General features: G+C 60.0%; 16 protein-coding genes. 12 read left to right on the forward strand and 4 right to left on the reverse strand.

Annotation, left to right across the window (positions count from 1 at the left end; genetic code table 11):
- Positions 1-182 precede the first annotated feature (182 nt).
- The gene (locus YH62_RS05495; RefSeq protein ID WP_046793185.1) at positions 183-887 is read left to right on the forward strand and encodes an alpha/beta hydrolase; all 705 of its coding nucleotides are present in this window, start codon (positions 183-185) and stop codon (positions 885-887) included.
- A gap of 582 nt (positions 888-1,469) precedes the next feature.
- Here YH62_RS05495 and YH62_RS05505 read toward each other — a convergent pair.
- Entirely contained in the window at positions 1,470-2,384 is a 915-nt protein-coding gene (locus tag YH62_RS05505) for a 2-dehydro-3-deoxygalactonokinase (RefSeq protein ID WP_052760345.1), read from the reverse strand.
- A 14-nt stretch (positions 2,385-2,398) separates the two neighbouring features.
- Positions 2,399-3,550, reverse strand: coding sequence for a mandelate racemase/muconate lactonizing enzyme family protein (locus YH62_RS30040; protein WP_046793187.1), 1,152 nt, complete (start codon positions 3,548-3,550; stop codon positions 2,399-2,401).
- Between the two features lie 141 nt (positions 3,551-3,691).
- Here YH62_RS30040 and YH62_RS05515 point away from each other — a divergent pair, with 141 nt between their 5' ends.
- The 8 genes from YH62_RS05515 (at position 3,692) to YH62_RS05550 (ending at position 12,642) form a co-directional block, all read left to right on the forward strand.
- Positions 3,692-5,416: an SMP-30/gluconolactonase/LRE family protein gene (locus tag YH62_RS05515; protein ID WP_046793188.1), complete on the forward strand. Its 1,725-nt coding sequence runs from the start codon at positions 3,692-3,694 to the stop codon at positions 5,414-5,416.
- A gap of 21 nt (positions 5,417-5,437) precedes the next feature.
- Positions 5,438-6,532 (forward strand): sn-glycerol-3-phosphate ABC transporter ATP-binding protein UgpC, encoded by a 1,095-nt coding sequence (gene ugpC, locus YH62_RS05520; protein WP_046793189.1) that lies wholly within the window; start codon positions 5,438-5,440, stop codon positions 6,530-6,532.
- Positions 6,532-7,338: an SDR family oxidoreductase gene (locus YH62_RS05525; protein ID WP_046793190.1), complete on the forward strand. Its 807-nt coding sequence runs from the start codon at positions 6,532-6,534 to the stop codon at positions 7,336-7,338. Before ugpC ends, YH62_RS05525 begins: the two co-directional genes overlap by 1 nt.
- A gap of 81 nt (positions 7,339-7,419) precedes the next feature.
- Entirely contained in the window at positions 7,420-8,697 is a 1,278-nt protein-coding gene (locus YH62_RS05530) for an extracellular solute-binding protein (RefSeq protein WP_046793191.1), read from the forward strand.
- A gap of 77 nt (positions 8,698-8,774) precedes the next feature.
- On the forward strand, positions 8,775-9,704 hold the full coding sequence (locus tag YH62_RS05535) for a sugar ABC transporter permease (protein WP_082118252.1): 930 nt from the start codon (positions 8,775-8,777) through the stop codon (positions 9,702-9,704).
- A gap of 1 nt (position 9,705) precedes the next feature.
- Positions 9,706-10,542, forward strand: coding sequence for a carbohydrate ABC transporter permease (locus YH62_RS05540; protein WP_046793192.1), 837 nt, complete (start codon positions 9,706-9,708; stop codon positions 10,540-10,542).
- Positions 10,539-11,450 (forward strand): dihydrodipicolinate synthase family protein, encoded by a 912-nt coding sequence (locus YH62_RS05545; protein ID WP_046793193.1) that lies wholly within the window; start codon positions 10,539-10,541, stop codon positions 11,448-11,450. The genes YH62_RS05540 and YH62_RS05545 overlap by 4 nt, the downstream gene beginning before the upstream one ends.
- A 10-nt stretch (positions 11,451-11,460) precedes the next feature.
- Positions 11,461-12,642, forward strand: a complete 1,182-nt coding sequence (locus YH62_RS05550; RefSeq protein ID WP_046793194.1) for a mandelate racemase/muconate lactonizing enzyme family protein — start codon at positions 11,461-11,463, stop codon at positions 12,640-12,642.
- Positions 12,643-12,681: 39 nt separating this feature from the next.
- Here the strand turns inward: YH62_RS05550 and YH62_RS05555 are convergent, their stop codons facing one another.
- Positions 12,682-13,764 carry a prolyl oligopeptidase family serine peptidase gene (locus YH62_RS05555; protein WP_046793195.1) on the reverse strand — a complete coding sequence of 361 codons (1,083 nt, stop codon included), beginning with the start codon at positions 13,762-13,764 and terminating at the stop codon, positions 12,682-12,684.
- Positions 13,764-15,281 (reverse strand): UDP-N-acetylmuramoyl-tripeptide--D-alanyl-D-alanine ligase, encoded by a 1,518-nt coding sequence (gene murF / locus YH62_RS29380; RefSeq protein ID WP_082118253.1) that lies wholly within the window; start codon positions 15,279-15,281, stop codon positions 13,764-13,766. The genes YH62_RS05555 and murF overlap by 1 nt, the downstream gene beginning before the upstream one ends.
- A gap of 340 nt (positions 15,282-15,621) precedes the next feature.
- Here murF and YH62_RS05565 point away from each other — a divergent pair, with 340 nt between their 5' ends.
- The 3 genes from YH62_RS05565 (at position 15,622) to YH62_RS30735 (ending at position 21,729) form a co-directional block, all read left to right on the forward strand.
- Entirely contained in the window at positions 15,622-17,010 is a 1,389-nt protein-coding gene (locus YH62_RS05565) for a TolC family outer membrane protein (RefSeq protein WP_245282048.1), read from the forward strand.
- A 913-nt stretch (positions 17,011-17,923) separates the two neighbouring features.
- Positions 17,924-19,141 (forward strand): hypothetical protein, encoded by a 1,218-nt coding sequence (locus tag YH62_RS30730; RefSeq protein WP_046793196.1) that lies wholly within the window; start codon positions 17,924-17,926, stop codon positions 19,139-19,141.
- A 26-nt stretch (positions 19,142-19,167) separates the two neighbouring features.
- Entirely contained in the window at positions 19,168-21,729 is a 2,562-nt protein-coding gene (locus YH62_RS30735) for an Ig-like domain-containing protein (RefSeq protein ID WP_046793197.1), read from the forward strand.
- Positions 21,730-21,784 lie beyond the last annotated feature (55 nt).

Below are 21,784 nucleotides of genomic sequence, written 5' to 3' on the forward strand. Positions count from 1 at the left end.
AGCAACTCGCATTAAAATATGAACGTTCGTTCTTTTTTGCAAGAGTTTTTTGCTACTGTGAAGAGCGGGGCTGCACATCGTGGACGCATGTTTCTCCTGATTGAAGGCGTTGACCGGAGATGGCCAGGGATGGCAGTTGGTTTCGGCTCCGCAGGGTGGACGAGACTGGAAAGGCATTTGAAATGGCGATGGTTCTTGTTCCCGGCTTCATGCTCGACGCTGATCTTTGGCGGGACATGGAACCGCTACTCGTTCGTTTCGGTCCGATCAGCCATGCCGACCTCACAAGAGACGGTACGCTGGTCGAGATGGCCGAGCGCGCGCTTGCCGATGCGCCGCCAGCTTTCGTGCTCGTCGGTTTCTCGATGGGGGGCTATGTCGCACGGGAGATCGTCCGGCAGGCTCCAGATCGCGTCAGCGCCTTGATCCTCATCGCCACCTCAGCGCGCGGCGATAGCGAGGTGCAGGCCAAGCGCAAGGCAGCGATCGAGGCACAGGCGAATGCGGCCGCATTCCGAGGGCTGAGCGCTGCAGCCGTTGCCTCCTCACTCCACCCGGACAATACGAGACGGACAGATCTCATTATGCGTATTCAGGCAATGGGGCAGCGGTTGGGAGGCGAGGTGTTCCGCCGGCAATCCCTTCTCGATCGCAACGATGAGCGGAGCGAGCTGAGTGCCATTCGCTGCCCGACCCTGGTGATCGCCGGAGATCAGGACAAGCTCAGGTCTCACGACGAGTCCCTGGAAATTCACCACGGCATCAAAGGTTCGGCCTTCGAAGTTATAGAGAACACTGGGCATATGATCCCGCTTGAAGCGCCTGAAAGCCTGGCCTCGACGATCGGCAGATGGCTCGACCGGCAAAGCCTGTTGGGAACAGGGTGAGTGAGGCTCGGATGCCTTCGCGAATTGTGTGATGAAGCTCTCGCTAAGGCAGCAAGGGCAATCGCCGCCTGATCACGACACCCCCTGTTCGTCAATATAGGTCTCTCAGCGTGGGTCGACGTGATGACGATCGCTATCCGGTTTGCAGCGCTTCAGACATGGACAACGAACTCGATAATACGTCTGCAAGTGGCTTGGTCCCAATTGCCAAATGGCGCCAGATTAATCTGCAGAGCAGAGCGAGCGCCCTTGCTCCGGTTTCCGCTTCAGCACCGTCAGCAGCGCATAGAGCCCTCGTGGGTCTGCTTAGCCTGCTCGGCTGGTAAACCTAATCGCTTCCTATGTCCCGCAGCCCAAGCGATGGCATTCGACTCAATGGCAAACTCGCGCTCATCGAATTGCTGATCATCGTTTACTTGTACGACCCACTTCTCATCTCGCCTGATGACTCCGACGGAACGCATTCGAACACCTCACATGCAATATTTGCGAGCGTTTCTCTCGTTGCAATCTTCCCGCGATTTTCGAGACACAGATGTGCGGACGGGTGGCGCTGCGCTTCGCCGGACTTTATAGCCGGTATCAGTCTGCGATCCTCTTCGTCACGGATGACGTGGAAGAGTCGCTGCGGCTGGCCGCCACTTTTCTGAAACCTGCAGCAAGATCAGGCATCAAAACCCGCCCCTGCTTTCCGAAGAGGCCGAGCGCGGTTGCATATCTATGCGCAAGTGGCGAATGACCGGTGATGTAAATCCGCTGCTCTTCTTGAGCATGCAAGGCCTCGAATATTTCCGCGCCGATCATCAGTCCGCTCAGATAGTCCGAAATCTCCGACGCCTTCAATAGACCAAACAGGACGAGACTGCGGGCCGAGAAGATGCGCGCGAGAATGCGCCCGGGCAGGGCGCCTTCGTTATATGCTGTAAGAACGCCGCGGCGGAAGGCTTGCGGCTGTTCCTCATAGGCTAGGGGTATGAGCCGGGAAACGAGCGAATCCCTTTTCAGGAGGTTGAGGATTTCGCCCGACATATAGGTGGTGATGCCGGTGATACGGCCATCCTTCATTCTCACCCATTTCGCATGCGGGCCCGGCAGCACGAACAGGCCATCGGCTTCGGCGAGCCCGAAGAGCGACATCTCCTCGCCGCGCATGACATCGGGCAGCGGCTGCGTCTGCGCTATTCCCGGAAGGAAAAGCAAGGGCGGCAGGCCGGCGATGTTATGGCGCACGGCGTTTTCCGGGAGATCCGAGGGGCCGGCTGGTGTCGGGACAAAGGGGCTCTCGATCCAGCCGTTGCGACTGGTGATCATGCCTGAAAGCAAGATCCGTTCGGCCTTGCCTGCCCAGTCGCCGAGTTCCTCACGAAGGATCGCCTCGAAAGCGCGGTCGGGAACACTCACCGTGCCGCGATCGCTTCGGCGCTCTTCAAGCACCTTGTCATCGTCCATCAGGAGCGCGCGGAAGGCGGCGGAGGTCCACTCAATGGCAATATACATGGGATTTCCTCGCATCAATATGCCGGCTTGACTGGGAACCAGTCCCTGCGTTCGCTGTCGAGATAGGCTCCGGCAATGCCGGCGACGCGGTATTTTTCGAGCTGTTCGATATCCACGTCGACGCCGAGCCCTGGTCCTTCCGGCACCTGGAAGCGCCCCTCCTTCAAAACCGGAGGATCGGGGGAAATATCGCCGCCGAGATAGGCGCGCTCGGTATCGATGGCGATGGACATGTTGGGAAGGGATGCGGCGAGATGGATATAGGCCGATTGCGAAAGCGCCAGTTCCGCGCCCGAATGCAGCGTGACGGGCATGCCGACCGCTTCGCAGATCGCCGCAGCCTTGATCGTCTGCCAGAGCCCGCCGGCCTCGTGCGGATCGAGGAGCACGACATCCGCCGCATTGGCACGAATGATGTTGCCGACATCGGAAAGCGTGTAGGCGCTTTCGTCCAGCGCGATCGGCACGGAAGACCTGGCGACCAGGGCGGCGTGGCCGGCGAGGTCGTCCAGTTCAAGCGGCTGCTCCACATAGGCCGGATCGAAGGGCTTCAGCTTATCGAGCTGCCGCTTGGCGGTCGCCGGGGTCCAGGCTCCGTTGACATCAAGCCGTAGTGGATGGTCGCCGATCGCCTTGCGGGAAGCGTCGGCCAAGGTGATGTCGCTCCGCTCATCGAAGCCGATCTTCACCTTGAACGTGGTATAGCCAATATCGAGGAAGCGCTTCAGCCGCTCCGACAGGCCGTGCGGATCGTTGGTAAAGAGATAGGCTGCTGCCTCCACGTCTTTTCGCCAGCGTCCGCCCCACATGGCATAAAGCGGCAGGCCGGCTTGCTTGCCGAGCGCATCCCACATCGCCATTTCGAGAGCACAGATCGCCATCACGGCCGCCCGCTTGTGATGATAGAAACCGGCGCCCAGCACATGCCGGTGGAAGCGTTCGGCATCCGCGATCCGATAACCAATCGCCAGCGGCGCGACGATATCGGCAAACACGGCCGGCACGTTGGCGATCAGCGAAATCGTCTCGCCCCAGCCGACAATGCCTCCATCCGTCTCAATCCTGCAGACCAACCGGGTCGTGCCGATCCGCCGGCCGGAACCCCATAGAATGTCTTCCGTAAAGGGTATGCGAACCAGCCAATGGTCCACCTTTATAATACGCAAGATATCTCCTCCCTCACGCTGGACAAAGCATCCGTCATGGCTTTGCTGTTGACATGGAACTTAGTTCCAAGATATGTCTCTTGGCAAGAGCGGGACGGCATGCTGTGGGAGCGGCAGAAAAATCGCCGTCTGGGAGAGGTCATGGCCAAGGTGCAATTCGAGGCAGTCGAAAAGGACATTGCGAACGACACGCATGGCGTGCCGGGCGTCCAGGCGCTGACGCGCGGGATCCAGATCGTCGATGCGGTTGCGGCCGAGCCGCGGGGGCTGCGGTTCACCGAACTCCTGGACCAGACGCAGCTTCCCAAGGGCACCCTGCATCGCCTGCTTCAGGCGCTCCTGGATGAACGGCTGCTCGCCTTCGATAGCCGCGATCAAGTCTACCGGTTGGCGCCGCGGCTGTTCCAATGGGCTCACAAGGTCTGGGACAATTTCGACCTGCGCGGCGCGGCCGAGCCGGAACTCGAACGGCTGCGGGATTTGACTGGCGAAGCGATCCGTCTCGGCGTGCTCGACGGCAACAGCGTGCTCTACATAGACCAGCGCGAGGTTCCCCAACCCCTTCGCCTCAACAATGGCGTCGGCTCGCGGGCCGTGCCTCATGCAAGCGGGCTCGGCAAGGCGATCCTCGCTCACCTGCCGCTCGAAAAGCGCCGTGCGCTGCTCGACGGCATCGAGCTTGAGCGCCTGACGCCCAACACCATTGTCAATGTCGACGAACTGACCCGGCAGCTCGACCTGACCAAAGCCCGCGGCTACGCCGTTTCGATCGACGAACAGCATATCGGTATTTCCTCGGTCGCCGCGCCGGTTCTCAATCATCGCGGAGAGCCGATCGGGGCGATCGGTATCATCGGCCCTTCCTTCCGCTTGCCGGTGGATCGCTTGCATGCTTTCGGCCGCGATGTGATCGAGGCGGCGCGCCGCACATCCGGCAATTTTGGAGAATTCGCCATGTCGCTTGCCGTCAAACCGCGTCCGTTGGGCCCGGATCGTACGGACGTTCGCTGCGTCATTCCCGCAAGCGCCTTTTTGGGCGAAGGGCCGCACTGGTCGCCGGAACACGGGAAACTCTATTTTGTCGATATCCTGGCGCCGGCTGTGCACACGGGTGATCCGGTCAAAGGTACCTATAGCTCCATGCAGGTGCCGGAACTCATAGGCTTTGTGGTTCCCAGAAACCGTGGCGGCTTCGTGGCTGCCATGCATGGCGAGATCCGCGGGCTCGATCTGGCGACCGGCGAAATCACCACCATCGCCCGGCCGGAAGCGGATCGCCCCGGCAACCGGTTCAACGACGGCAAGTGCGATCGTCGCGGAAGGCTCTGGGCCGGAACGCTCGCGATCGATACCTCGCCGGACCAGGGTCGGCTCTGGCGGCTCGATCCGGATGGACGCGCCCGTGAAATGGATCGCGGCTTCCATGTGTCGAACGGTCTCGGCTGGAGCCCGGACGACCGGACCTTCTATTTTACCGATACCGCCAAGCAGACGGTCTATGCCTATGATTTCGATCTCGAAAGCGGCGAGATCGCCAACCGGCGCCCCTTCATTGTGGTGCCGGAGGAGGAAGGCAAGCCGGACGGTCTGACGGTCGATGCCGAAGGCTTCGTCTGGGTCGCCCATTGGGACGGCTGGTGCGTCACCCGCTACGATCCTGAAGGGAAGGTGGAGCGTGTCGTGCACCTGCCGGTGCCGCGCCCGACGAGCTGTGTCTTCGGTGGAGCCGACATGCAGACCCTGTTCGTTACATCCGCCCGCATCCGGCTTTCGGCCGCCCAGCTCGCCGAGGCGCCGCTTTCCGGCAGCGTGTTTGCCATCGATACCGGCATCAAGGGCCAGCTCGCGCAGATGTTTGCGGGTTGATAGGGACCGGGAGGAGAAGCTATGGCCAAGCTTGAACTGAAAAATATCCGCAAGTCCTTCGGCTCCGTCGATGTGCTCAAGGGTATCGACCTGATGGTGGAGGATGGCGAATTCGTCGCCTTTGTCGGCCCGTCGGGCTGCGGGAAATCCACGCTGCTGCGGCTCATCTGCGGCCTGGACGAAATTACGTCCGGCCAGATGGCGATCGACGGCGAACTGGTAAACGACGTGCCGCCCGCCAAGCGCGGCATCGCCATGGTCTTTCAGTCCTATGCGCTTTATCCGCATATGACTGTGGCGGAAAACATGGGCTATGCGTTGAGGCTTGCTGGCACGCCGAAGCAGGAGATCGCCGAGCGGGTCAACAAGGCGGCCAAGAAGCTGCGCATCGATACCTATCTGGAGCGTAAGCCGCGCCAGCTTTCCGGCGGTCAGCGCCAACGCGTCGCGATCGGCCGCGCCATCGTGCGCGAACCGCGTATCTTCCTGTTCGATGAACCGCTCTCCAACCTCGACGCGGCACTCAGGGTCGAGATGCGTATCGAGATCGCCCGGATGAAGGAAACCCTCGGCACGACGATGATCTACGTCACCCACGACCAGATCGAGGCCATGACACTGGCCGACAAGATCGTCGTGCTGAATGCCGGCCGCGTCGAGCAGGTAGGCTCGCCACTCGACCTCTATAACAAGCCCGTCAACCGCTTCGTGGCGGGCTTCATCGGCAGCCCGAAGATGAATTTCCTGAAACTCGGGGCAAGGAAAGGCGAAGGTGCCTTCGCGGTGCCGGGTGGTGAAGTGCGCCTGCCGCGCAACCTCTCCTCCGCGCCGGCTGAAATAGGCATCCGGCCGGAACATGTGGAACTCGTCAATCGCGGCGCTGCGGACTCGCTGGCCGGCACGGTAACGATCACCGAACATCTCGGCAGCGATACCTATGCCTATGTGGCGCTCGATGGTTCCGAGGAGATGTTCGTCGTGCGGCTTTCCGGCGACCGCGCCGTCAAGCGCAACGAACCGATCGGGGTGCATGTCGATCCTGCCATGCTTCATGTCTTCTCGGCCGATGGACAGTCCATTGCGTCCGCGCGTCCGGTGGCGCTGGAGGCAGCCTGATGACCGTCCACCCGGAACTCGTCGAGAAAGTACATGTCGAGGCGGCGCACTATCCGAGCCTCAAGGGCAAGGGCGTGCTGATCACCGGCGGCGGGTCGGGCATCGGAGCATCGCTGGTCGAGCATTTCTGCGCGCAGGGTTGCAAGGTCGGCTTTCTCGAACTCCACTCAAACGTGGCTGACGCGACGGCCGAAACGGTCGGGAAAAAGACTGGCAACTGGCCATTTCACCGCGCCGCCGATCTCCGCGACATCGATGCGCTGCGAGCTGGCATTGCGGCACTTCGATCCGAGGTCGGTCCGGTCCGCATTTTGGTCAACAACGCCGGCAATGACGACCGCAGGCCACTGGAAGAGGTGACGCCGGAATATTGGGACGAACGGTTCCAGACCAACCTGCGCCACCAATTCTTCGCAGCCCAGGCGGTTGCCGGCGACATGGCGGAGGCCGGCGGCGGGTCGATCATCAACATGGGCTCGATCTCCTGGATGCGCGGGGCGGCGGGCCTGATCTTCTACACGACCGCGAAATCGGCCGTCATGGGCATGACCAAGTCGCTGGCCCGCGAGCTTGGCGAGCGCAACATCCGCGTCAATTCCATCGCGCCCGGCTGGGTGCTGACCGAGCGACAGGTGGAGCGCGCCAAACGCGTCTACCAGGGAAAATTTTCCGAATACCTCGAGGTCCAGTGCCTCAAGGAACACCTGCTGCCGCCCGATATTGCCCGCATGGCGCTGTTTCTGGCGGCAGACGATTCCCGTCTCATCACGGCTCAGACGTTCATCGTCGATGGAGGAGTGGTTTAGGATCGGACGGGTGTCAGCACTCGCCCTGCGATTTTTTGGAGGTTGAAACAGAGTTTCATCGTCTTTCATTGGGAGGAAGGAATGAACGCAATTCGCAAACTGCTCCGCGCCACGGTAATCTTGGGTGTCGCCATCTCTGGCGCAGCCCACGCGGCCGATACCAGCTTCATGGGCTATAGCTATGCCGAGGAATCGGCAAAGCCTTCCGTTGAGAAAATCCTCAAGGGTTTCACGGAAAAGACCAAATTATCGGTGGAGCCGATCGGCTCCGCCTGGGGCGACATGCAGAAGAATCTCTTCCTGCGCGCCCGCTCCAAGACGCTGCCGGACGTCGTGCAGATTTCCGAGCGCTGGTTGCCGACCTTCAGCAATCTGCCGGGTCTGGTCGATTACAACGAGGTGTTCGGCAAGGAATATCTGGCCAAGACCTATGCGCCCGATGCGCTTGCCATGGGTCAATTGGATGGCAAGCAGCTTGCGCTGCCGTTGATGTCCGGTTCGATCGGCATGGTCGCCAATACGGGCGTCCTCAAGAACGCCGGCATCGAGAAGGTTCCGGCAACGATCGAGGAATTCCAGACCGCTCTCGCTGCCGTGCGAGACAAGGTTCCTAATTCCGTTCCCTATGCGATGGCAACCAAAAACCCGAATTCCATTCTGCTCGACTTCATGATCTGGAACTGGACCTTCGGCGGCCATATCATCGATGCCAAGGGCAAGGTCGTCGTCGACTCGGATGCGGGCCGCAAGGCGCTCGCCTTCATGGTCGGCCTGATGAAGGATCGCCTTTCCGCGCCGGAAATCGATCGTCCGGACGCCCGTCGCCTGATGGGCCAGAACGCGGCTGCCTTCTATATCGACGCGCCGCAGTCGCGTGCCTTCCTGCGCAGCTTCTCCGGCCAGGGCAAGGATTTCGACAAGAATGTGCAGCCGATGGGCGTGCCGGTTCAAAATGCCGGCGACGAACCCAAGTCGATCCAGTGGGGCCATATGATCATCTCGTTCGCCCAGAGCGATCCGGCGAACAAGGATGATGCCAATATGCAGTTCGTCGCCTATCTGGCCGACAATGCCGTGCAGACGCAGTTCCCGGTCGAGCAGAGCGCGTTGCCTGGTACTGTCGATGCCCGCAAGGCTCCCGGCATTGCCGACGATGCCTACCTGAGCGACTGGGCGAAGTTCAACAAGTCTCCAGTCATGAACGAGGTCGGCATCTGGCCGGACGGCGCCGAGCTTACCCAGATCCTCGGCGAAGAGGTACAGGCGGCACTTCTCGACCAGAAATCGGCTGACGACGCCATCGCCTCCATGGGCAAGCGGATGGCGGCGGTCATGAGCAAGGCGGGCTACAGCCAGTAAGCCGGAGCTTATCCGATGCCGCGCCCCAACCGCGGCGTCGGACAATTGAATTTCCAACTTGGCAGGCGACCGATCCCATGACGAATTTAGAGATGACAGGCGGCTTCCGGGTGTCTCCCCTGACACGCCGAGGCGGGCTGAAAGGCGTTGAACGCCGTGTCGGCATGCTGATGCTGCTGCCGGCACTGGCCGCCTTCTCGATCGTTATCGTATATCCCTTCGCGCAGGCGCTCGGCCTGTCGCTGTTCGAATATACGCTGCAGAATTTCGAACCGACTTTCATTGGGTTCGATAATTTCCGCACCATCATGTCGAGCCCCGAAGTGCTCGACAGCTTCATCGTCACGGTGATCTATGTCGGCTGCGCCACAGCCGGCACGGTGGTGCTCGGTCTCGGCTGGGCCCTGATCCTCAATCAACCTTTTCGCGGACGCGGCGCGATCCGATCGCTTTCGCTTTTGCCCTGGGTGGTGCCGAGCACCGTCAGCGCCTTCATCTGGGGCTGGATCTTCAACAGCCGCTATGGCGTTCTCAACGCCCTGCTTCTGGAAATGAACCTGATCGACGTGCCGCAGGCCTGGCTTTCCACGCCCAATGGCGCGCTAGCAGCGGTCGTGCTAACCCGCATCTGGCGCTCGATCCCGCTGTTCATGGCCTTTTTCCTGGCGGGCTTGCAGAACCTCGACAGGGAGCAGATCGATGCCGCGCGTGTGGATGGCGCCGGCAACTTCGCCATTCTGCGCGATCATATCATTCCGCATCTTCGTCCGGTCCTGCTGGTCGTGGTCGTACTGGGGGTCATCGGCGGTCTGCAGGATTTCGATACGATCTTCGCGCTGACGGGTGGCGGCCCGGTTCGGGCAACCTCCGTCCTCTCGATCGAGGTTTATCGCCGCGCCTTCGAACAATGGGATATCGGCATGGCCTCGGCAATCGGCGTGCTTTGGGTCGCAACGCTTCTGCCACCCGCCTACTTCTATCTCCGAATGCTGGTAAAGGGGCGCTGAGATGTTCGATCTTTCCAGCCGTACCGCCAAGGTCGTCTTCTTCGGAACGATGTGCCTGATCGGCTTCTATATGTTCTTCCCGCTCTACTGGATGATCACGTCCTCCCTGAAGGACAATGCCGAACTCTACCGCGTGGTGCCGACGCTCTACCCGCATGAGATCACGCTCAAGAATTACTGGACGGCGATTTCGGAGAGCAAGCTTCTGACCTATCTCACCAACAGCCTGATCACCTCCGGGTCGAGCGCGCTGCTGAACACGATCCTGGCCCTCTATGCCGGCTTCAGCTTCGCCAAATATCGCTACTTCGGACGCCAGCCAGTCATGCTGTTCATGCTGTCCGCGCAGATGTTTCCCTTCGGCCTGCTCCTGATCAGCCTCTATCCGTTGATGACGGAAGTCGGCCTCCTGGATACGCGTCTGGGGCTGATCCTCAGCTATATCGTTTTCGCGCTGCCGGTCGCGACCTACATGCTCTACAGCTATTTCAGTCAGGTTCCGGACGAGTTGATCGATGCCGCGCGTGCCGATGGCGCTTCGGATTTCCGGATCTTCCACACGATCGTCATCCCGATCTCCATCCCGCCGATCGTCACCGTGTTCCTCTATTCCTTCATGTGGTCCTGGAATGATCTTCTCTATTCGATGACCGTCATCGTCTCGGACGAAAAACGCACGATCGGGCCGGGACTTCTCTTGACCTATCTCAACGAACTCAATGCCGACTGGGGCGGCGCGATGGCGGCTTCTCTGCTCGTCTCCGCGCCGATCGTTGCGGCCTTCATGTTTCTCCAACGTTACTTCATTCAGGGCGTCACTGCCGGAGCTGTTAAATGACCAGAACCCTAGCCGGAGCTTTTCCCGTTCTCCCCACGCCCTTCCGCGACGATGGCTCGATCGATGAGGCCGATTTCCTGTCGATCATAGACTTTGCGCTGGAGAGCAAGGTGGACGGCGTCGTCTATCCGGGTGTGGCAAGCGAGGTGGATACGCTGACACCTGAGGAGCGCAGACGGCAAGTCGAACTATTGGCTGAACGGGTCGGCGGGCGCATTCCGATCATCCTCGGCGCCAGCGATCCGGACCCGAAGGCGGCGGCAAAGCACGTGGCGCAGGCAGCGGAGATCGGGGCAGGGGCAGCCATGGTGATGGCACCCTTGTCGCTCGGCAACGACATTGCCGCGCAGACGGACTATTTCCGGCAAGTCGCCGCCAATGCCGGCGTACCGATCATGCTGCAGAATCAGCCGAAGCCGATCGGTGCTGGGTTGACCCCGGAGGAGGTGGCGGCGGTTGCCAATGCTGTGCCGGAAATCCGCTACGTTAAGGAGGAGACGGCTCCTTGCGGTCAGCACCTGACCCGTATCAAGGCAGCCGCCAACGGTTCGGTCGAGGCGATCTTCGGCGGCGCCGGGGGGCGCTACGTCACCGACGAACTGGCGCGCGGCGCAGCCGGTACCATGCCGGCTGCCGAGCTTGCCGATATTCATGCCCAGATGATCCATGCCTGGCAGAAAGGCGATGCCGCCACCACGCGCAGGCTCTACAACGTTTCGCTCCCGCTTCTGAACTTCCAGGCGATTTTCCGCATGCATATGACCAAGGAAGTTCTGCGCCGCCGAGGCGTCATCAAAAACACATTCGTACGCGGCAAAGGCCCGAAGTTCGACGAGGGCGACCGCAAGGAGCTGGCACTGCTTCTGGCGGAGGCCGATTTGCCTTATACCAATCACAAGCCGAACTGAGCCGGGACCCATGCCCAAAAACGTCGTCGATGCGATCGTCTCGGTGGAGACCTTCATCATCTCCATTCCGCGCGAGGTGCCCTATCTCGGACCGCTCAAGGAAGGAGAGGCGATCAACGAGCGCGGCTACCTGATCCGCAAGGGCAACCGTACCATCTATCCCTCGACCGACATGACACTGTTGATCAAAGCAACCGGCGAGAGCGGCAAAATCGGCTGGGGTGAGTGCTACGGCATCGTGGCTCCCGAGGCCACCAAAGCGATTATCGATGATGTACTCGGTCCGGTCATCATCGGCCGCGATCCGGGCGATGCAGCGGTCATCCACGAGGATCTTTACGACCTGATGCGGGTGCGTGGCTTCTTCGGCGGCTATTACCTCGATGCGCTGGCAGGCGTCGATATTGCGCTTTGGGATCTCGCCGGCAAGAATCTCGGCGTGCCTGTCTCGACGCTCCTCGGCGGGCGGCGGCATGACACGATCCGCGCCTATGTTTCGGGTCTGCCGAAGGCGACATTGAAAGAGCGCTGCGATCTTGCCGCCTATTGGGTCGGCAAAGGCTACAAGGGCATCAAGTTCGCAGCTGTCGTGTCCGAGGAGGATATCGTCAAGGAGATGGCGGCGTTGCGGGAGGCCGTCGGCCCGGATATCGACTTGATGGTCGACCTGCACTGGAAGTTCGAGGCAGGCGAGGCGGTCCGCATCATCCGGCGGCTCGAACCCTATAATCTCTATTTCGCGGAAGCGCCGGTGCAGCCGGAGAACCTCGAGGGCCAGGCGCGGGTGGCGGCCGGCATCGGTGTGCCCTTAGCGCTCGGCGAGGAATTACGCACAACCTACGAATACCGTCCGCGTTTCGAGGCGCGCGCCATGAGCATCGTCCAGCCGGAAATGGGCCACACAGGCATTACCGAGTTCATCCGTATCGGTCAGATGGCGCAAGCCTTTCACATGAACATCATGCCGCATGCCTCGATCAGCGTCGGCATCTTCATGGCGGCGAGCCTCCAAGCCGCGTCCGCGCTGCAGAACGTGCCTTACCACGAGTACCAGCATTCGATCTTCGACCGGAACCTCACCTATACCAAGGGCGACATGGCTTCGGGCGAGGGGACCTATGTCGTCCCGACCGGCGCGGGCCTGGGGGTCGAGCCGAAGGAAGAGGTGTTCAAGTTTGCCATTCGCCGCTAGCCGCAAGGACAGCGGTTGTTTAAGGAAAACGGATCTTGCCTACTTACTGAGGCTTAGTAGATCCAATTCGACGAGCGCTCGCCGGACGACGGCATCGGGCTGGTCCCGCGCGATAAGAGTAGCCGCACGCTTTGCGTGCTCCGCAAGCAGATGGTGGGCGGGATCGGCAGCCTGTGCATAGATGTGTTGGGGCTTGAGACCGGAGGCACGCAACCGCCGCACGTAATAGAGTTGGCTGTAGAAAGGTACGGTCCGATCCTCCGGATCGGAAATGACATATATGCGCGGCGACGGCTCGGTTTTGATCCGATCAATTTCCTCTACGGGATCGTAAAAGGCCTCGACATCATAGAGAAAGCGGCCCGGAATATCCCGCCGGTTCTCCCAAAATGCCGCTACCTGCTTTACCGAGGCAAGCGGTGAGGACATGACAGCCGCGTGAAGATCGGCGCGTTTGTTGAGAAGTGCGGCGACAATCTGGCCGCCGGCAGAGTGGCCTGTCAGGACAAAGGAAGATACACCATATCTTTCCTTGAGACGGTCCATCGCTGCATTCATGAGATCGATTTCGCGGCTATGGCGCCGCTGATTGTGGTCTCCTGAAGATCCGTAAATCCCCGGACGCGCCAGGAAGATGGTTGGCGTACCGGCTTCTGTCGACCACTGGGCCATCTCGTCTGTGATGACCGCCGGAGAGCGGTCGGCATAAGAGGAGCCCACATATCGCTCCCCCTTAGGGGTACGCAGCATGACATCGCCGCTGAAATACACAAGAACCAGGGGGGTACCATTCGATGAAAAGCCGTGTCCGTAATATCTGATACACTCGCCTTTGCCATCCACTTCGATCCACATGCCATCGGGAACTTGCGCGCATTGGTCTGGCGAGCTCACCGCTCCATACAGTACCTCTTCCGCGTCAAAGGGCTCGCTTCCAACTGGTACGGAAAGCTGCTTCGGTGCTGACTGCTCAAACGGGCCGAGCCGGGGCTGATCGGCCAGGGTTATACTCGCCGGGCTCGGGATGCCGAAAAATAGGAACAAATACTTGATCACCTGCCAGCGCAGCAGTCGCCAGCAATAGTTGATAAATAGCTTTAACGCGTTCCTTACGCCGCGCATCAGATTTGCCGGCACCGAACAGGAGTTTCACCGGTCTCGTCCCGTGTTCGGTTTGCGTCCTGCTTCAAGGAGGCAACCAGTTTGTGCATCTCGGTGCTGTGGGAACCTTTGAACAGAAGAGTATCTCCGCAGCTCACGCCACTGGTGAGTTTCATGCGAAGGTCATCGAGCGATGTGGTTAAATAGCCTTGGCGGTGTGAGGGAAGGGCATGAAAGAAGTCTTCGTATAATTTTCCGATGCAGTAAAAACGGTCGATGTCGAGCCGTTTGACAAGCAGGGCGAGGTCTGAATGGTATTTGGGTGCGCCTGGACCGAGTTCAGCCATCTCGCCGAGAACCGCAATCTTGCGCCCCTGTGTGATCCGTGAGGCCAGATTTTCCAGTGCAGCGGCCATCGAGCCGGGATTGGCATTGTATGCATCGTCAATGACGGCTACGCGTCGTCCGGCGAGAACGATCTCAAACTCCTCGCCGCGGCCAGGAAGAGGAGAGAAGCATTCCAGCTGCTTCACCGCCGGTTCGATGGGCAGCCCGAGCGCACTCACGGCTGCAAGCACGGCAAGGCCGTTCAAGGCCATGTGCTTGCCCGCGGCCGCCATCCGATATTCGATCTTCTTTCCGGCGATAGATGCCAGCGCACGTTGATCAGCCGTATCGTATTCGAGCAGCTGAAAAGCGCTTTCCCGTGTGGTCCCGTAATGAACGACCTTCTGGTTTCTTGCCACCGCGGCCGAATGAACCGTCTCCCATTCCAGCATATCCCGATTGAGAACGGCAACGCCGCCTGGAGCCATCCCGGAAAATATCGCGCTTTTGGTCAGCGCGATGTCTTTCAAGGTGCTGTTCTCTCCCAGATGAGCGGGCAAGATGTTGGTGACCAGCGACAGATGCGGACGCGCCAGTCTTGAGCTTTGTCCCATGCGTCCAATTGCCAGCTCCAATACGACAAAGCGGGTTTGCCTAGGCATCGAAGCCAGGTTCCAGGCCACCCCGTGAGGCAAGTTTGCGCTATGGGAAGAGCTTGGCGTGTCTTCCCAGATAGATAAAACGTGAGCCAACATCGCGACTGTCGTTGTCTTGCCTGCGCTTCCGGTAACCGCCAGCACGGTGCTGGTCATCTGATCACGTGCATGTCGGCCCATCCCCAGAATAGCTTCATCGGTGTCGCGGACCTGCAGCACCGGCAAATCTGGCAAGCCTTGATCTGGGATCTGTGCGGCAATCACCGCCGCAGGCGGCGGCTTCAATCCAACAAGAGTATGCAGTGGAATGCCTCTTCCTGCGTCCCCCGGAGGGCGAAGAACGGCAAGATGGCCATGTCTCATTGTTGACGCATGGATGCACAGCCCGCTTGCAGACCAGCCCGCCGGCGGCGCTGCCAACCACGTGCCTTTGGTTGCCTCCACCACCTCTTCGGCCGTCCAGTGGGCGTCAGAAATAGTCCGCTCACCATGAAAAGTTTTGAATTTCGGGGCAGCCATTTCCCCAGCATCCATGCCTGGAAGGTTTTTCTTCATCGAACCTCCGGTCTCATGAGCATTGCTCGGCGTTTTGATATTATTCTAGGGTGAGCTTCACCGAAGTCCATTTCGAGGCACGCTCCGGACACGATGAGTGTGGCAATCTACTAATGAGACGTTAACACATGTCCCGGCTGGCGCTCGACAGCCCTCAATCGATCATTCAACCGTTGGGGTGTGATGCCGGTAGATATCTCGTTTGATGTCCCATGCTAAGCTTTTGCGGAAATTAACGAATCACCTATAGTGCAACATACAGGTGTTTAGGATTTTTCCTGCCAGCCATTGGTGTCGCGTGGGCCGGTTGCAGATTTGCTCTCCGGTTCATGGAGCCCAGATGCGTTTAACCCTTCGTCCCTTTATCCTCGGCCTCATCGCTACTGCTGCACTACTGCAATCCTCCTGCACTCAAACATCAAAGCAGAAACCGGTCCAAAAAGAACAGGCGGTCGCATCAAACCTGATCAGGCCGAAGGATGCCCCCTCCGCGGCCTCGGTAACGTCCGCCAAACATCTCTCTGATGTCGAGGCAATGGTGCATCGCGCGGTGAACCGGCACCCTGCAGTTCAAGAGGCGGCTGGGCGTATCAAGGAGCAGGATGAAGTCATTGCGGAGGCCAAGTCGGGCTATCTTCCGTCCGTCGGTGCAGGATTGGATCTGGGTCTCGAAAGTGGAGCGAGCCGGGATTGGGGTCCCAAGTTCAACATTTCCGCCACCCAAATGCTCTATGACTTCGGCAAGGTGTCCGGTCGGGTCCAGGCAGAATCGGCCGTGCATGATGTCCGCAGGGCTGAGTTCCTCGCCGCCGTCGACGATATCATCCGGGAAACCGCGCTTGCCGCCGTGGAGATTATGCGCAACGAAAAACTTGCCGGAGTTGCAAAGGAACAGATCGATGACGTGCAGGCGATTGGCCGATTGGTCGATGCCAGAACTGATAGTGGGGCAAGCACACGATCAGACAAATTGCAGGCGCAAGCTCGCATCCAGGCTGCGCAAGCCACAGAATTAGAGATTTCGGCACAAAAGCAAAGATGGGAGAGCACGCTGAATGCGCTTTTGGGAACGAATGGTCCCGTTCAGCTTCGTTCATCATTTCCTCCCAAGCTGGAGCGCGCCTGTTCAGGGCAGCAGCCGGCATGGGAAACCGTGCCCGCAGTCCTTGCCGCGAAATCCCGCAAGACCGAAGCGGAGGCGAGGGTAAAGCTTGCACGAGCCGAAATGTTGCCGACCATTGCCCTGGAGGCTTCCGGGAATTTCAACGTTTGGGGGAGCGATGATGACCCGGACTACGTTGTCGGGATAAAAGTCAAAGGAGACCTCTATAACGGGGGAGCTTTTAAGGCGCGCCAGAACGCCGCCCAGTATGCAGCCGAGGCTTCGGAGGCGGCAGTCGCGGCAGCTAAGTTCGACATTCAAAAGACGTGGGCCGAATCTGTTGCACAGGTAAGCAGCCTAAGCGCTCTTTTGAATTCTCTTGGTTCCAGGCAGTCGAATATGCGGGAAACCAGGGATCTCTATCAGAAGCAGTTCCTCGACCTTGGGACTCGAACTCTGCTCGACGTTCTCAATGCGGACCAGGAGCTTCATTCGGCACGTCTCGACGAGATCAACACGCGCTTTGACCTTTATAAGCTGAGTGTCGAGTGCGCCTTTGCGGCCGGTCAGTTGAGGGAAATGTTCGGGCTTGTTCCGCAGACGGCGAAGGCGCAAACCGCGCGTTGAAACTGTAAATAGCTACGTCCCAACCAATGAAGGGTTATGGTCCGTCCAACGCCAAATTACGCAGGCGATTTTAAGGAAGACCAAGATCGGCGCGGATTGCGCCGATCTGATTTTTTTGCGGATCACGTGATGGCGCAATTTGAGACGTTCTGCACCCCTTCGATCATGTGGCGGTGACCTCTTTGGTCCACACTGGGATTTTGGTGTCGCGGGTTGATACGCTTCACCTAGGATATGCCCTGCCGATTTCATCGCTCTTTAATGTTGTCGTGAAGCAGCGATCGACCTTGGGTTGAATTACGAGGCCATTGCGGCAGACTTTCCAGAGGGACCAAGGCGACGTAGTTGCCAATGAGATGGCAAGCGGCGGTTGCACCGCGATGTTGCGGTGAAGAGTGCTTCGAGGCGTCGCCTCGTGCACACCGTTGCGCGACAGCGTCGCTTGAATGGGCCGAATGATACGGCATCGATCACGCGAGGAGCATCCCGATGGTAGCAGTTGTCTCGGACAAGGTAAGCGGCGAAACGGTTACTGTAGCAGAAGATCGGATCTTCATATCAAACCCCAGCACCATAAAGCTTTCATTGTCCCCTGGCGATATCGCCTCCTTCAACCGCTCCGGTCAGGATCTGGTGCTACAGCTCAGAAATGGTGACGAGCTTTGGATCCGCGGTTTTTACACGGGTGAAGGCGACCAGCGGAGCGAACTGATCCTTGAGGACTCGTCCGGTAATGTGTGGGTTGGTGAATACACGGATGCATTGGCTGACTTTGAGTTTGCGCCGGCTGGCTCGGGTGACCAGCTTGTGGGTGCTGCTGGCGGGAGTGGGAGTGGCTCGATACTAGGCATTGCGTTGCCGCTGTTGCTTGCGGGAGGTGGAGCCGCATTGGCGGCCGGCGGCGGGTCCGACGATGATGATGGCGATGCTGACGCGGATGCGGATGCCGACGCAGACGCAGACGCTGATGCGGATGCTGACGCCGATGCAGACGCCGATGCGGATGCGGACGCTGATGCCGATGCTGATGCCGACGCGGACGCAGATGCTGATGCCGATGCCGATGCGGATGCCGACGCTGATGCAGATGCTGATGCCGATGCCGATGCGGATGCCGACGCTGATGCAGATGCAGATGCTGACGCTGATGCAGATGCTGACGCCGACGCTGATGCGGATGCCGACGCAGACGCTGACGCCGATGCTGATGCGGATGCTGACGCTGATGCAGATGCGGATGCGGATGCCGACGCTGATGCGGATGCGGATGCTGACGCCGATGCGGATGCCGACGCCGACGCAGATGCTGATGCGGATGCCGACGCAGACGCAGACGCTGACGCCGACGCTGACGCGGATGCAGACGCCGACGCAGATGCTGATGCGGATGCCGACGCTGATGCCGATGCGGACGCAGATGCTGATGCAGATGCTGACGCCGACGCTGATGCGGATGCCGACGCAGACGCTGACGCCGATGCTGATGCGGACGCTGATGCAGATGCAGATGCTGACGCGGATGCAGACGCCGATGCAGATGCTGATGCGGATGCCGACGCTGATGCGGATGCCGATGCTGATGCCGATGCCGATGCCGACGCGGACGCCGATGCGGATGCGGACGCAGATGCCGACGCAGACGCTGATGCCGATGCCGATGCTGATGCGGACGCAGATGCAGATGCTGACGCCGATGCGGATGCAGACGCCGACGCTGATGCCGATGCTGATGCTGATGCAGATGCGGATGCCGACGCTGATGCCGATGCTGACGCTGACGCCGATGCGGATGCCGACGCTGACGCCGATGCGGATGCCGACGCTGACGCCGATGCGGATGCCGACGCGGACGCTGACGCCGATGCGGACGCCGATGCAGACGCCGATGCGGACGCAGATGCCGATGCCGATGCCGACGCTGATGCAGACGCTGACGCCGATGCGGATGCGGATGCTGACGCTGACGCCGATGCGGATGCCGACGCTGACGCCGATGCGGATGCCGACGCGGACGCCGATGCGGACGCTGATGCGGATGCGGATGCTGTTGATGATACTGCTTCCGCGGAGGTTGAGCTCAGCTCCGTCGCCAGCCAGAGAACAGATTTCGCCTCCGACACCGCACTCTTAACGGTTGGCGGATGGTCGCACAGCTACGTGTTCGACGTGCCCGAGAATACGACCACGGACGCCACCTTCGACGTATCGGTCACCAGTGCCCTTAGCCTGCTCGATGTGGCGGAGGCGACACTGGAGATCTGGAACGAAGAAACAGGTCAATGGGATTTTGTGGCTGACACCTCCCAGGGTGGCATTCTCGACCTGATCGGTCTTTCCGGCGAAAGCGCACGCATTACCGCCGCGGACCTGACATCGGGGCAATATCGGCTCACCTACAGCGGTGGCGGTCTTCTCTCTGTCGCTCCCACCGTTGAGCTCGATGCTACGTTGAACGACACGACCGTGCTCGCCGACGGTGTAGCGGTCGAAGGGAATGTTCTCGTCAACGACACCGTTGAAGGGGAAGTGCTGGAGATTCAGGACACCTCCGGAAACTTCGTCACCGTACCGGCTGGCGGCATCACTCTGGAGGGAGAGTACGGCAATCTGACCATCAACCCGGATGGTTCATACGTCTACGAACCCTTCGATGACCCAAGCGTTGCGGGGCAGCAAGATGTCTTCACCTATAGATTGGGAACCGACACCGCCACGCTAACAATTTCGATCGAGGGCGTGGGTGACACAACGCCTCCGGCTGCTCCGACCGTCTCTCTTCAAAACGACACCGGAGCCGAAGGAGATGGCGTCACAAGCAACGGAACGGTGGCGATTAGCGGCCTCGAAACGGGAGCAACCTGGGAGTATAGCACCGACGGCGGAGTCAGCTGGACAACCGGCACCGGCACTGGTTTCGAACTTGAGCCAGGCAGCTACCCGGACGTGCGGGTGCGCCAGACAGATGCCGCGGGCAACGTCGGAGAGGCGGTTTCGCTCGGGCCGATAATCGTTGATACCACACCACCGACGGCTTTGACCGCTTCACTCCAGAACGATACTGGCGCTGCGGGCGACGGCCTCACGGCCGACGGCACCGTCACGGTCGATGGCCTGGAAGCGGGCGCGAGCTGGCAGTACAGTATTGATGGCGGTGTGACCTGGCTCACCGGCGCAGGCAACGGCTTCGAATTGGCGGAGGGCGCATATGCCGATGCCGATGTGCAGGTCCGCCAAATTGACGCCGCCGGCAACGAGGGCCCGGCTACCCCCCTTGGCCCGATTACCGTGGATCTTACACCCCCAGCCGCTCCAACTGCGGTACTTCAGGTCGATACGGGCAGCATTGGCGATGGCCTGACCAGCGACGGCACCGTCACCGTCAGCGGTCTGGAAGAAGGCGCGGTGTGGGAATACAGCCTCGACGGTGGTGGCACGTGGCAAGCTGGTACCGGCAACAGCTTCGAATTGCCATCCGGCAGTTACGCTGACGGCAGCGTTCAAGTGCGGCAAAGCGACGTGACAGGCAATGTCGGAGCGACTGTTTCACTCGGATCGGTAACTGTTTTCGATTTGGAACCAGCGGATGATGCGGCGGCCGTGAACCTCACGGTCACCCCGACCACGGACATCCAGCCGGCTGAGTCCGGATCGGTCAGCACGGTCCTCAATCTAGGGGTTCTGGGAGACACCATCGACGTATCGCTGCTTGCCGGGCAAAGCCCGCTGAGCTTCACAGTCGCCGAAAATACAACTCGGCAAATCAGTATCGAAGGGGGTGGCGATGCTCTGGCATCGTTGAGTCTCGTCGGCGATAATGACTATGATCTGCTCGTCTACCGGGTGGCCGATGGCGAGACTCAAGCTACGTTGGTTCATGAGGTGACGAACTGGCTCGAATATGATCCCGGCGTCCTCGGCTTGCTGTCGAGCTGGGACGGGGCAGAACTCACTCTGCCTGAATTTTCCGGCGGCGGCACCTATTACCTTGTGCTGGCCAATCCTGGCGGATTGCTGGATTTGTCTGCGCTTGCGGCCGTGAGCGTGACAACCACCTCCGATGTTGTGACCGACTATCGCAACGTGAGCGGGTCCGCGGAAGGCAATGTCATCACTGATGATACGGCTCCCGACGGCACTGTAATTTCCCAAGTGAACGGAATAGCAGTGACCACGGCTGGTCTCGACATTCCGGGCGACCACGGTGTTCTCACCATCCATCCCGATGGCTCCTACAGCTACGTGGCTAACTCACCATTCGTTGGCTCCACCGGTGACGAGGATGTGTTTGAATACACGATTACTGCGCCTGACGGATCAAGCGAGACTGCTAGCCTGACCATCACCCTTGATCATCCCGGAGTGCCGGGGGCTGGTGTGATGATGGAGACGTTCTCGGAAGACGTGTTGGCTGGCACCGATGGCGATGAAACCGTGCCAGTCGCCGATCTGAGCGCCCAGGCCGACACCTCACAAGAGGCCGAAGTAGCCGAAAGCCCATCCAGCGCGGCGCTTCTCACGCTTAACGGTCTTATCGAGAGGGGTGCTGAGGACGTCGATCTCTCAGCCCTTAAGGAGGAAGCCGACACAACCCCGCAATCGACCGAGACAGTTCCCCTTCCAAGCACCCCCGAGGTGACGGAGATTGCGGAAATTAACCCCGTCGATCCGTTCGAACCCATCATTCGCGAGGATGAACGACTAGACTTGCCAGTCGTCTGATCGCCGTTGCCGAACCATCTTTGGCAGCACCGTTCCATGCGGATCCGGATCCTCC

The sequence above is a fragment of the Rhizobium sp. LC145 genome (genome assembly GCF_001005825.1).
Lineage (GTDB): Bacteria > Pseudomonadota > Alphaproteobacteria > Rhizobiales > Rhizobiaceae > Neorhizobium.